The sequence below is a fragment of the Streptosporangium minutum genome (assembly GCF_002149035.1).
Taxonomy (GTDB): domain Bacteria; phylum Actinomycetota; class Actinomycetes; order Streptosporangiales; family Streptosporangiaceae; genus Streptosporangium; species Streptosporangium minutum.
In genome coordinates this window covers 17250-29155 of sequence record NZ_NGFP01000113.1, presented here as the reverse complement: position 1 = coordinate 29155, position 11906 = coordinate 17250, and the positions used below count along the sequence as shown (strand labels likewise).

At 70.7% G+C, this 11906-nt stretch carries 12 protein-coding genes and 1 rRNA gene; 5 read left to right on the top strand and 8 right to left on the bottom strand.

The genetic code is table 11. The features are described 5' to 3' along the window. A 16S ribosomal RNA gene (locus CA984_RS23610) occupies window positions 1–129 on the bottom strand; the annotation flags it as partial. Between the two features lie 529 nt (window positions 130–658). On the opposite strand from CA984_RS23610, the gene CA984_RS23605 reads away from it, so the two are divergent. Further along, a complete protein-coding gene (locus tag CA984_RS23605) occupies window positions 659–1711 on the top strand; it encodes an AI-2E family transporter (RefSeq protein ID WP_086575753.1) in 1053 nt (350 codons plus the stop codon). Here the strand turns inward: CA984_RS23605 and CA984_RS23600 are convergent. Beyond that, a complete protein-coding gene (locus CA984_RS23600; RefSeq protein ID WP_086575752.1) occupies window positions 1674–2291 on the bottom strand; it encodes a LuxR C-terminal-related transcriptional regulator in 618 nt (205 codons plus the stop codon). The two genes, CA984_RS23605 and CA984_RS23600, sit on opposite strands and share 38 nt — an antisense overlap. Beyond that, window positions 2288–3382 carry a sensor histidine kinase gene (locus tag CA984_RS23595; protein ID WP_086575751.1) on the bottom strand — a complete coding sequence of 365 codons (1095 nt, stop codon included), beginning with the start codon at window positions 3380–3382 and terminating at the stop codon, window positions 2288–2290. Before CA984_RS23595 ends, CA984_RS23600 begins: the two co-directional genes overlap by 4 nt. A gap of 140 nt (window positions 3383–3522) precedes the next feature. Here CA984_RS23595 and CA984_RS23590 point away from each other — a divergent pair, with 140 nt between their 5' ends. The 3 genes from CA984_RS23590 (at window position 3523) to CA984_RS23580 (ending at window position 6018) form a co-directional block, all read left to right on the top strand. Next, complete coding sequence (locus CA984_RS23590) at window positions 3523–4518, top strand: ABC transporter permease (RefSeq protein WP_086575750.1); 996 nt, start codon at window positions 3523–3525, stop codon at window positions 4516–4518. Next, on the top strand, window positions 4515–5225 hold the full coding sequence (locus CA984_RS23585) for an ABC transporter ATP-binding protein (protein ID WP_086575749.1): 711 nt from the start codon (window positions 4515–4517) through the stop codon (window positions 5223–5225). Before CA984_RS23590 ends, CA984_RS23585 begins: the two co-directional genes overlap by 4 nt. Window positions 5226–5352: 127 nt before the next feature. Next, entirely contained in the window at window positions 5353–6018 is a 666-nt protein-coding gene (locus CA984_RS23580) for a DUF6597 domain-containing transcriptional factor (protein ID WP_086575748.1), read from the top strand. On the opposite strand, the gene CA984_RS23575 is transcribed toward CA984_RS23580, so the two are convergent. The 4 genes from CA984_RS23575 to CA984_RS23560 form a co-directional block, all read right to left on the bottom strand. After that, window positions 5997–6866: a hypothetical protein gene (locus tag CA984_RS23575; RefSeq protein WP_086575747.1), complete on the bottom strand. Its 870-nt coding sequence runs from the start codon at window positions 6864–6866 to the stop codon at window positions 5997–5999. The two genes, CA984_RS23580 and CA984_RS23575, sit on opposite strands and share 22 nt — an antisense overlap. 249 nt (window positions 6867–7115) lie before the next feature. Next, window positions 7116–7880 (bottom strand): arylamine N-acetyltransferase family protein, encoded by a 765-nt coding sequence (locus tag CA984_RS23570; RefSeq protein WP_086575746.1) that lies wholly within the window; start codon window positions 7878–7880, stop codon window positions 7116–7118. An 81-nt stretch (window positions 7881–7961) separates the two neighbouring features. Next, on the bottom strand, window positions 7962–8801 hold the full coding sequence (locus tag CA984_RS23565; RefSeq protein ID WP_086575745.1) for a PhzF family phenazine biosynthesis protein: 840 nt from the start codon (window positions 8799–8801) through the stop codon (window positions 7962–7964). A 120-nt stretch (window positions 8802–8921) separates the two neighbouring features. Further along, window positions 8922–10337, bottom strand: coding sequence for a hypothetical protein (locus tag CA984_RS23560; protein WP_086575744.1), 1416 nt, complete (start codon window positions 10335–10337; stop codon window positions 8922–8924). 125 nt (window positions 10338–10462) lie between these two features. On the opposite strand from CA984_RS23560, the gene CA984_RS23555 reads away from it, so the two are divergent. Then, entirely contained in the window at window positions 10463–10714 is a 252-nt protein-coding gene (locus CA984_RS23555) for a LapA family protein (RefSeq protein WP_086575743.1), read from the top strand. On the opposite strand, the gene CA984_RS23550 is transcribed toward CA984_RS23555, so the two are convergent. Beyond that, the gene (locus CA984_RS23550; RefSeq protein WP_086575742.1) at window positions 10671–11870 is read right to left on the bottom strand and encodes an MFS transporter; all 1200 of its coding nucleotides are present in this window, start codon (window positions 11868–11870) and stop codon (window positions 10671–10673) included. The two genes, CA984_RS23555 and CA984_RS23550, sit on opposite strands and share 44 nt — an antisense overlap. Window positions 11871–11906: the final 36 nt, after the last annotated feature.

The window sequence follows — 11906 nt, the reverse complement described above, 5'->3', positions numbered from 1 at the left end:
GGGGCAGGTTACTCACGTGTTACTCACCCGTTCGCCGCTCGAGTACCCCGAAGGGCCTTTCCGCTCGACTTGCATGTGTTAAGCACGCCGCCAGCGTTCGTCCTGAGCCAGGATCAAACTCTCCAAACAATGTTTGAAAGGTTTTCCCGACTGAAAGCACCCGACTCGCGTCGGATGTATCAACCAAAGGAATCCGTCCCCCACCGAGATGGGTTGGACGGGGTTGTGCTTCATGCACTGGCTTTTAACACACTGTTGAGTTCTCAAGAAACGGACGCGTTCTCCGTCGCCGTGACCGTGGTCCCGACTTCAGGGCGTTCCATTCCGTGTTCCCATCCTACCAGATCCGCCCGGTCCGTGTCAAACTGTCGCTTTTCGCTTCAGCCGACTCGAACCCGCCGAATCCGTTAGGATGTCGACCGCTCCGTCTCCGGAGCAACCCTTCTAACTTACTCCGACATCCGGTCCTTGTCGAATCGGATCCTGCCGAGACGCACGCGTCCCAGCAGAGGGATGTGATCAGAAGGGGTTCCCGAGGCCTTGGCGATCTCCGCCGACCCCCTCGGGCCTGTGAACTCTATGTACGCCGTCCCATCCCGTCAAATCGATGGCTCCCCGGCGGGAGACGTGTTTCCGTCCTGGTGGGTAGGGACCCGATATGACGGACCAAAGAGCGGTACCCCGGGCCCTCATCGTCCTGCTCTGCACCGCGGGTGCCGTGGTCACGCTGGCCGGCATCAGAGAGGTCGGGTCGATCGTCGGCCCCATGCTGCTGGCCCTGGTGCTCGTCCTGGCGGTCTCCCCCGTCCGGACCTGGCTGCAGAGACGCGGCGCCCCCGGGTGGACGCTGGTCGCGGTCCCGCTGACCCTGGTGCTGCTGCTGCTGTTCGGCATGGTGGCGATCCTGACCGTCGCGGTCGCGGAGACGGCGAACCTCGCCTCGACCTACGGGCCGGAGTTCAACCGGCTCGTCGCCGGGCTGCAGGACCTCGCGACGAGGTTCGGCGTCGGCACCGAACAGGTGAACCAGACGATCAAGTCGTTCGACCTGGGCAAGGTCTTCACACTCGTCCAGGGATTCGCCAGCGGGCTGCTCGGCGTGTTCTCCAGCCTGGTTCTCATCGTCGTCCTGCTGCTGGCCATGTGCCTGGACGCGCAGCCCCTCTCCCGGGTCCTCGCCGCCGGCGCCGCCTCCCGCCCCCTGCTCGTCCGGGCGCTCAGCGACTTCGCCCACAAGACACGTCGCTATCTCATCGTCTCGACCGTCTTCGGCCTCGTCTGCGCCGTGCTGGACGTGGCCGCGCTCTGGATGCTCGGCGTGCCGCTGCCCCTGCTCTGGGGCGTGCTGGCGCTGATCACCAACTACATCCCGAACCTGGGGTTCATCCTCGGGCTCATCCCGCCCGCCCTGCTCGGCCTGCTCGAAGGCGGCCCCAAGACCATGATCTTCGTGATCGCCTCCTACCTGGTGATCAACTTCGTGGTCCAGTCGCTGATCCAGCCCAAGTTCCTCGGCGACGCCGTGGGCCTGTCCACCACCATGACGCTGCTGTCCCTCCTGGTGTGGGCGTTCGTGCTCGGCCCGCTGGGCGCGCTGCTCGCCATCCCGCTCAGCCTGCTGGCCCGCGCGCTGCTGATCGACAGCGATCCCGACGGCCAGTGGGCGGCGGCTCTCATCTCCGGAGAAGTCCCCGCCGACGAGCGACGTTGACCGCTCCGGTGCGGTTGTCCACCTCCAGCTTCGCGTAGATGTGCACCAGGTGGCTCTTCACCGTGGCCTCGCTGATGAACAGCTCGCGGGCGATCTGCCGGTTCGACAGGCCGTCGGCCACCAGCAGGACGATCTCCATCTCCCGCGGGGAGAGCGACGCCCGCGGTGACCGCATCCTGGTGACCAGCCTGGCCGCCACCGGTGGAGCGAGGATGGTCTCCCCCCGTGCCACCGCCCGGATGGCGTCGAGCAGGTCGTCGGTGGGGGCGTCCTTCAGCAGGTAGCCCGCGGCCCCGGCCTCGATGGCGGCGAAGATGTCGCCGTCGGTGTCATAGGTGGTCAGCACCAGGACCCGGGGTGGACGCGGCAGGCCGCCGATCAGCCGGGTGCTCTCCGCGCCGGACATTCCGGCCCCCAGGCGCAGGTCCATCAGCACGACGTCCGCACCGGGTGCCAGCCGTACCGCGTCCTCGCCGGTGGCGGCCTCGCCGGTCACGGCCATGTCGCCGGCCTGGTCGAAGACCGCGCGCAGGCCTTTGCGGACGACGGGGTGGTCGTCGACGAGCAGCAGGCGGATCACGGCACGGGGAGGGTGACGGCCAGCGCCGTACCGAGACCGGGGGCGGACTCGACGGTGACGGCACCGCCGAGTTCGGCGGCGCGGTCGCGGATGAAGCCGAGGCCGTTGCCGGATCGGGTCAGCGGATCGAACCCGCGCCCGTCGTCCACGATGTCCATCGCCACCTCATCCTCCATGTAGGTCAGTGTGAGCGCGGCCCTGGCCGCCTCCGCGTGCCGGGAGACGTTCGCGAGCCCGCCCTGGGCGATCCTCAGCAGTGCGATCTCGGCCCGGCGGGGCAGCGTGTACGGCTCGCCGTCGAGCTGGAAGGCGGCTCCCTCCCGGGAGCAGAGGCGGCGCAGCGCCTCCTCCAGGGAGCCGTCCAGGCCCGGGGGTGTGAGGGCGTGGACGAAGCGGCGGGCCTCGGCGAGGTTGTCCTCGGCCGCGCGCATCGCCTCCTCCACATATCCGGCCGGGTCCGGCGGGGCGGCGCGGAGCAGCAGGACGATGCTGGACAGCCCCTGGGCGAGGGTGTCGTGGATCTCCCTGGCCAGCCGCTGGCGCTCGGCGAGCACCCCGGCCTCGTGCTGGGTCTCGGCCAGCTCGGCGCGTGTGCGGGTGAGCTCGTCGATGAGGCCCCGGCGGCGCTCGCTCTCCCGGTACAGGGCCGCGTAGCCCGTGACCATGAGGACGGCCGCCATCGCGCCGATGGCCGGGCCGACCACCTGGGCGGGGTTGAGCGCGGGGCCGTGCACGGCGAGCGTGCCTACGGTGACCGCGGTGACGGCGATCACGGCGGGGACGCCGGCGCGCGGCGGCAGCAGGTGCATGCAGAGGAAGAACAGCGGGAACGCCAGCCAGACGAAGTCCGTGGTGAGCACGCCGAGCGCCGTCCAGACCACGACGACGGCGGCCAGCCAGACCAGCGACGCCGTACGGCGCCTGCCGAGGGTGAGGCCGGCCGTGTAGACGGCTCCGAGCAGGGCGCCCCCGGACAGCGCCGCCCATGAACCGGACACGCGGGTCAGGCCGATCGCGAGCAGCACGTAGAACACGCCGTGCAGGCCGACCCTGAGTGTCCGCATCGCGGTCACCTCGAATTCCCCTTCCATATGCCCAGGTTAAGAGGGGTATGAGGGGTGCTCGCATCCAACCTTCGGTTGATTCACGTGCCGACCGGAGTCGCGATGCCCCGAGTGGGCCCGGCCGGAGAGTCTGGCGGAAGTCACCAGGCAACCGACCGGAGATCCACTTGTTCATCGCACTGAGAGACATCCGTTTCGCCAGAGGACGGTTCGCCCTCATGGGGTCCGTCGTGGCGCTCATCACCTTGCTGGTCGTCCTGCTGTCCGGGCTCACCGCCGGGCTCGCCGGGGAGAACATCTCCGCCGTCGAGAACCTGAGAGGCGACCGGATCGCGTTCGGCAGCGAGAAGATCTCCTTCTCCGGCAGCACGGTCACCGCCGCGCAGTGGAAGAGCCTGGGCGGGCAGCCGCTGGGGATCACGCAGACCCGGCTCACCCATGACGGCGCGGACCAGGCGATCGCGGTCTTCGGCTCGGAGTCCCTGGGCCCGGTCCGGCAGGGAGACGGCGAGCTGGCCGTCCCGCCGGGCCTCGGCCTGGCCGTCGGGGACACCGCGACGATCGGCGGCCGGCCGTACCGGGTCACCGCGATCGGCCCGGACGACTCCTACGGGCACACGCCCGTGGTGTGGTCCACGCTCACGGACTGGCAGCGCATCGCGCATGCCGGGGCGGACACCGCGACCGTGGCCGTGCTGAGCGGCGACGCCTCCGGGCCGGTGCCGGGCACCTACCCCGTCACCAAGGAGGAGTCGCTGGCCGGGATCGGCTCCTACACCTCGGAGAACGGCTCGCTGACGATGATGCGTGGACTGCTGTTCGCCATCTCGGCGCTGGTCATCGGGGCGTTCTTCACCGTGTGGACCGTCCAGCGCCAGGGCGACATCGCCATCATGAAGGCCCTCGGCGCGTCGAGCGGCTATCTGATGCGCGACGCCCTGTCCCAGGCGCTGATCGTGCTGGCGGCCGGCGGCGGGATCGGCGGGGCCGCCGGGCTCGGGGCCGGGGCGCTCGCCGGACGGGTCATGCCGTTCACGGTGGACGTCTCGACGACGTTCGTGCCGGTACTGGCCATGATCGCCCTCGGTATGGCGGGGGCCGTGCTCGCCGTCCGCCGCATCACCTCCGTCGACCCGCTGATCGCCCTGGGGAGTGCCCGATGAGCCTGGAACTGACCGACCTGCGCCTGACCTACGCCGACGGCGACAGCACGCTGGTCGCGCTCGACGACGTGTCGCTGACCGTCGGCCCCGGCGAGCTGGTCGCTGTGGTCGGCCCCTCGGGGTCCGGCAAATCCAGCCTGCTGGCGGTCGCCGGGACCCTGCTGCGGCCCGACTCCGGCCGGGTTCTCATCGGCGGGACCGACGCCTCGCGGCTCGGTGACAGGGAGCGTACGGCGCTGCGCAGGCAGCGGGTCGGCATCGTCTTCCAGCAGGCCAACCTGATCTCCTCGCTCACCGCGCTCGAACAGTTGCAGGTCATGGACCACATGCGGGGCGGGCGGTCCGGCAGGGCCGCCGACCTGCTGCGGGCGGTGGGACTGGACGGCAAGGAGAACCGGCGTCCGCACCAGCTCTCCGGGGGCGAGCGGCAGCGGGTCAACATCGCCCGCGCGCTGATGAGCGATCCGGCCGTGCTGCTGGTCGACGAGCCCACCTCCGCCCTGGACCACGCGCGCGGCACGGAGGTGATGCGGCTGCTGGCGGAGCTGACCGGGGAACGCGCCGTGGCGACACTGCTGGTCACCCACGACGTCGCGCAGATCGGCCACGCACATCGGGTGACGGAGATGGACGACGGCCGGCTGTCGGAGCGGCTGCCCGGTCTCACGCCGGGGGTCCCGGCGACGTCACGGCCCGGAGGCCGGTAGCGCGCCGCCGACGTCGCGGCCGGGAGGCCGGTGGCTTCCCGGTCGAGCCTCGCCGGGGTCCGGCCTGGGGGACGATGGCTCGCCGGTCGGGCCTCGCCGGGGTCGCGGCCGGTCGTAATCTGGGGGGATGTATCGCGAGTGGGCCCCGGATCCGGCGATCGCCGGGCGAGTGACCTGCCTCTGGACGTCGACGGCGACCTCGGCGGGGACGAAGCTGGTGCTTCCCGACGGTTCCGTCGATCTGATCTGGGGGCCGGACGGGCCGCGGGTCGCCGGCCCCGACACCGGGCCGCAGCCCGTGCGGATGTCCCCCGGTGACCGCTACATCGGGATCCGCTTCCGGCCGGGCGCGGTGGGCGGGGTGTTCGGCGTGCCGGTCGAGGCCCTGCGTGACCTGCGGGTGCCGCTGGCCGAGCTGGGCGTGCTGCCGGAGCTGACGGCCGACACCATGCAGGAGGCCCTGGCCGTACGGCTGCGCGCGACGCCCGCGCCCGACCCGGCCGCGCCGGCGATCGCGGCGGCGCTGGGAGCCGGGAAGAGCGTCGCGGAGGTGGCCTGGGATCTCGGGCTCGGCGAGCGGCAGCTCCACCGGCGGTCGCTGCGTGCCTTCGGGTACGGGCCCAAGGTGCTGCAGCGGGTGGTCCGGTTCCAGCGGGCGCTGCGACTGGCCCGGGGCGGGATGGCGCCGGCCGAAGTGGCCGCGGTCAGTGGATACGCCGACCAGGCGCACCTGGCCAATGAGGTCAGGCGGCTGGCCGGAGTCCCCCTGAGTCAGCTCGTGAGCCGGCCGTAGGCGCGCAGGGTCTCCAGCCGCCCGACGGTGAGGAACCCGCCCCACTCGTGGGCCACGAGCGGCGTCCACATGAGGAAGTTCGGAGCCCAGCCGCCGTCCGGCGACTGCTGGTCGATCAGCGCGTCAAGATGCCGGTCGAGCGTCTCGGCCTCGAAGAGCGGCAGCCGGCCGGGGACGGGGGCGAAATCGAGGGGGAAGTGAGCGTCGCCGGGGGCATACGGGTCAAGGCAGACGGTAGCCAGGATCGCCTCACGCAACCGTGCGAACTGGTGGTCGGCCCGGTCACGGTCGGGGACGTGCTCCAGGAAATGGACGACGGCCCGCGTGTGGTAGGGCTGGAGCTCCACCGTCTCCTCGATCGCGGACCAGGTGAAGGCGGTGGCCGGAGCGAGCCACGGGTGGTCGATCCCGTGCTTGTGCAGGAGGGCGGCGATCGACGCGGTGGGCACCAGTGAGCCGGGCGGGTCGTCCGGGGTCTCCCACCAGGGGGCGCGCGGCGTCTGCCGGACGCTCGGCAGCACGAACGGCACTCCCCCGTCCTCGGCGGTGACCGACATCAAGTAGTCGCAGGCGCCGGTGACCATCGGATCGTCGAAGGCATCCAGCCCGTCAAGGATCCAGAACGCCACCTCGACCGGTTCCGGCTGGCTCCCCGCGCCCCGCAGGTCCGGCTCCAGCGCGTGCCCGAAGCCGCCGTCCGGGTTACGGTAGGCGCGCAACGCCTGAAGCACCCGCTCTCGGCAACCATCGCCGAACAGGGCCTCGAACCTCAGCCGGTCAATCAGCCGGGCGTTGAGCCACAAGTATCGCCCGGCCGCGGCCAGTGCGTCCTCCGTCAGGGATCTCATCCCCCGACCGTAGGGTCGCCCAGCGGCGTCGTCTTGTAAGAATTGGACGTCTGGCCCCCGCGCCCGGAAGCGCACGCGCCGCCCGGGGCCGGTTGAGACACTGGCGGGCATGGAGCGCCGAGCCGTGATCCGGCTGCTGTCAGTGATGGCGGAGCCCACGTTCTTGGTACGGCAGAGCTCCTCCGGCGTCTTCGACCGCGTGACAGGCGTGATGGATGTAGATCCCAGGGTTCGCGGCCCACGGCCGTCTCATCCGTCTGATCGTTCAGGCGCCGTGGGCAGCCGGGTCAGCTCGATGCCGAAAAGATCGCGGTAGGCGGCGAGCGTCTCGGCGTCGGTGGTCAGGTGCTGTTCCCTGCGTCCGGCCGCCGAGGTGTGGACGAGCCGCCGGTCGCTCAGCGTGACGCGCCCCGCCTCGGTGAGGAGTGAGCAGACGAGCGACCGGGTGAAGTGCGACTTGGGCGAGGTCTGGTGCCACCAGCAGGTCGGCTCGAAGTCGGCCAGGACGCGCGGCCGCTGTTCGAGGCGGTATTCGAGCGCCCCGTCCTTCAGCACGTCGAGGTCGCCGTCGGCGCGCTCGGCGACGCGGAAGGTTCCTGCCGGGTCGGGCTGGTCGGCGCGGAGGTCGAGGCGGAGCGGATGGTGGCTGAAGGCGCCGAAGCCGACGTCGACGAGCCACGGGTCGGGGGCGTCCACCCGCAGGGCGAGGTGGTCGAAGGGCGGCCCGAGGGAGTCGTCGCCGACCGGGCGGGCGGACAGCAGGGTCACCTGGTAGCCCAGCGAGCGCAGCAGCACGGCGAAGGCGCCGTTGAGCTCGTAGCAGAAGCCGCCCCTGCGCCTGCCGACGATCTTCTCGACCAGGTCCTGGTCGTCGAGCACGACGGGTTCGCCCAGATGGACGCTGAGGTTCTCGAAGGGGACCGTCAGCAGGTGGCGCAGTTGCAGCTCGCGTAGCGACTCCGCGTCCGGGTCCGCGGGGCGGGCGGCGCCGATCCGCTTGAGGTATTCGTCCATGCCCCGATTCACTCATATCGCGGACCGGAAACACCATCGGACCCGACCACCGCGGACCGGGAACACCACCCGATGCGGGACCTACATCTCGACGGCTCCGCCGCTCACCCTGGTGCGGCCGTCGGCCTCGGCGATGGAGACCTTCAGCTCGCTGGGCTGTCCCATGTCGACGCCCTGGATGATCGTTAACTCGTCCGAGCCGGTCCCCAGGATCCGGAGGTAACCGCCGAAGGCGGCCGCCGCGGCGCCGGTGGCCGGGTCTTCGACGACGCCGCCGATCGGGAAGGGGTTGCGGGAGTGGAAGCGCTCGTCGCTCTCCCGCCAGAACAGGTTCACCGTCGTCCAGCCCTCGCGCGTCATGATCGAGCGCAGGCCGTCGAAGTCGTAGTCGAGGTCCGCGAGGCGTTCGCGGGATCCGGCGGCGAGCATGAGGTGATCGTTCCCGGCGAAGGCGACGTGCGGCGGGAACGCTCTGTCCAGGTCGTCGCGGGACCAGCCGAGCGCCGCGAGCGTCTCGTCCAGCACCGGCTCGGCGACCGGCGTGGAACGCGTGGGCACGCTGGTGAGCGTGGCGCGCAGCGTCTCTCCGTCGATGAAGGCGTCCACGGCGATCTCACCCGCGTTGGTGTCGAACGTCAGCCGTCCGACCCCGATCCGCTCGGCCAGGGCGACCGAGGTGGCGATCGTGGCATGGCCGCAGAACGCCACCTCCGCCGAGGGCGCGAAGTAGCGGACGCGGAAGGTGCGGCTCTCGTCGTCACGGCTGGTGACGAAGGCGGTCTCGGAGTAGCCGACCTCCGCCGCGACGGCGAGCATCTCGGCGTCGGAGAGCCCCGAGGCGTCGAGGACGACGCCGGCGGGGTTGCCGCCCTTGGGGTCGTGGGTGAAAGCGGTGTAGCGCAAGATTTCCACGTTGTTCATCACAGTTCTGAACTTATCCGGCCGTGCAGGAGCACGCCGGGCAGTTGGGCCGGGGTCACGGTGACGGTCGCCCGCATCTCCCAGGGGTGACAGGTCACTCCTGGGAGACGCACCGGGTTTTCACGCGGAGGCGGGGAGGGGGACGCGCGGCCCGGCGTCCGGCGGCTCGGCCGGGGCCTTGGGGTCGCGGCGGCCCCAGGGCATGGCCAGGGCCAGGATCGGCAGGAGCACGACGGAGCACTGGGCCCAGACCGAGTGCAGCGCCCACCAGGTGTTGGTGTCGAACTGGGTCATGTAGAGGTAGCCGTATCCGGCCCAGAGGGAGACGCCGATGATGGCGGGCCAGGCGAATCGGGTGGGGCGGGCCACCAGGAACGGCATGAACCACAGCAGGTACTGCGCGCCGAGGCGGGGCGTGACGACCATGAAGGCGAGCAGCAGGGCCGTGGTGAGGTCGACCGGGTCGGCGCGGCGCCAGAGGAAGGCGACCACGACCATCGTGACGTAGATCAGCCGTGTGCCGAACGTGGCGATCTCGGGGCTGAGCGTCCAGTCGCCGCCGACTGCGATCGCGCTGTAGCCCCATTCCCCGACGATCGGCCGGATGTCCTGGATCACATGGATGACCTCGGGGATCTGGCTCAGCGAGGTGCCGGCGAAGACGGGCAGCGTGACCAGGAAGAAGACCGGGGCGACGCCGGTGGCGACGAACGCGACGACGCGGGCGCGGAAGGTCGGCAGCAGCAGGAGCATGCCGGGGATCAGCCAGATCGGCCAGCTCTTGGCGCACAGGGCCAGGCCCATCAGCAGGCCGGCGAGCAGCGCGCGGCGGAGGGTCGCCCTCTCGCCGGGCCGGGCCGCGAGCGCCTGGCGCACCACGCCGCCAGGTGCCAGGGCGGTGCGCGCCGTCCCGCCGGGCGCCAGGGCCTGCCGTACGGCGCCGCCGAGGCCGAGGGCCGACACGCGCTGCCGTACCAGGGCGACCGGGTCGTTCGTGATGCCCGGGCGGTCGGGGTCGCCGGGACCGCGGGCGACCACGAACGCGGCGACGCCGAAGGCCAGCGCGACCGGCTCGACCTGGCCGTGGACCGCGGCGACGAGCATGGCCAGCGGGTTGCAGGCGTACTGGAAGGCGCGCAGCGACGCCTTGGACCCGCCGGCGAGCTTGCCGACCAGGGGGATCAGCGCGATGTCGGCCACCACGGTGACCAGCCGGCCGCCGATCTCCCACGGGATGCCCAGCCAGAGCAGCAGGCCGTACACGTAGGGGATGGTGGGCAGGAAGTGCCAGCCGCCCTCGCTGCCGAGCACGGGGTCCTCACGGTTCAGGATCGCCTCGCCGGCGGGCTTGAAGCTCTCCATGAAGTCGACCGGCTGCCAGGTGTCGATCGCCGAGGTGACCATGATGAGCAACCGGAAGCCGATGCCGACCGCCAGCACGACAAGGAGTGAGGGCCGCCACCCCCTCCACTGGGCGACCAGGGCGAGCACGACACCTGAGACGAGGACGAGCCCCGTGAGAATTGCGTAATCCATGACAGGTAACAGACTGCCGGAACCCACGGTCAACCACCCACCCGGTCGTCAAAACGAGACCAGTCTCTCAGCCTTTGTAGCATAGAGTATTTAAATAGTTGCATTTGGTGACATCGGGGGTAGGCATGACGAGAACACCGGATGAGGGACCCAGGTCGTTCGGCGGGTGGCTGGCGGCGATACCGCCGCGGGTCTGGGTCGCCCTGGTCCTGGCCGCGCTCGGCGTGGTCTTCGTCGCGCAGAACCGGGCGCGCGTCCGGATCCAGTGGCTGACGCTCACCGTGACCTCACCGCTCTGGACCGCGCTGCTGGCCGTCCTGCTGGTCGGCGTGATCATCGGGTTACTGCTCCGCCGCCGGCCGTCGAAGCGGAGGTGAACGCCGTGCGGGTGTAGAGCAGCGCGGCCAGGGCGGTCGCGGCGAGCAGGACGTAGCCGATCACGTAGGCGCCGGTGGCGGAGTAGACGACACCCATGACCAGCGGCGGGAAGTAGCCGCCCAGACCGCCGGCCGCGCCCACCAGGCCGGTGACGGTGCCCACCTTGGACGGCTCGACGAGCCGGGCGACCAGGGCGAACACGCCACCGGTGCCGAGGCCGAGGAAGAGCGCCATCAGCACGAAGCAGGCCCCGGCGGGGATCTCCGGCGGCGGGTTGAAGGCCAGGACCAGCGCCATGACCGTGGTCCCGGCGAACGACACCAGCAGCACCCTGGTCGGACCCACCCTGTCCGACAGCACCCCGCCCAGCGGCCGGGCGGCGACGGCGGCGATCGAGAAGCCCGCGTCGCGCAGGCCCGCCCCGGTCTGCGTGAAGCCGTAGACGTTCTGCAGCAGGGTCGGCAGGTAGGTGGAGAAGGCGACGAATCCGCCGAAGGCGACGGCGTAGAGGAACGCGCACTGCCAGGTGGCTCTGATCTTCATGGCCTCGCGCACGCGGGGCAGCGCCGAAGCGGTGGACGGCTTCCAGGCGGGCGAGTTCCGGCTGAACAGCAGCATGACGACGGCCATCACCGCCAGGGCGGCGGCCATCATCACGTGGGTCTGCATCCGGCCGGCGGACTCGACCATGCGGGGGGTGAGAAACGCCGAAAGCGCCGTGCCGCCCATGCCCGCGCCGAAGACGCCGGTGGCGAAGCCGCGGCGCTCGGGGGCGTACCAGGCGTTGACGAAGGGGATGCCCACCGCGAACGAGGTGCCCCCGACGCCGAGCAGGAAGCCCCAGAACAGCAGCCACCCGAAGGAGTCCACCCAGCCCACGAAGAGGACGGGCACGATGGTGACGGCGCAGACGATCGCGAACATCAGCCGGCCGCCGAGCCTGTCGGCGAGCATTCCGATCGGTATCCGGCCGAGGGAGCCGACCAGCACCGGGATGGCGACCAGCAGGGAGGTCTGGGTCGGCGACAGGCCGAGCTGCCTGCTGTAGCTCCCCGCGAGCGGGCCGATCAGGTTCCACGCCCAGAAGGTGATCGCGAACGCGGCCGTGGCGAGAGCCAGGTTGGCCGCCTGTCCTTTGCGAAGTTCATCCGACATATATACCGCCCAAAGCCGTAAATATTAACCGTGTGT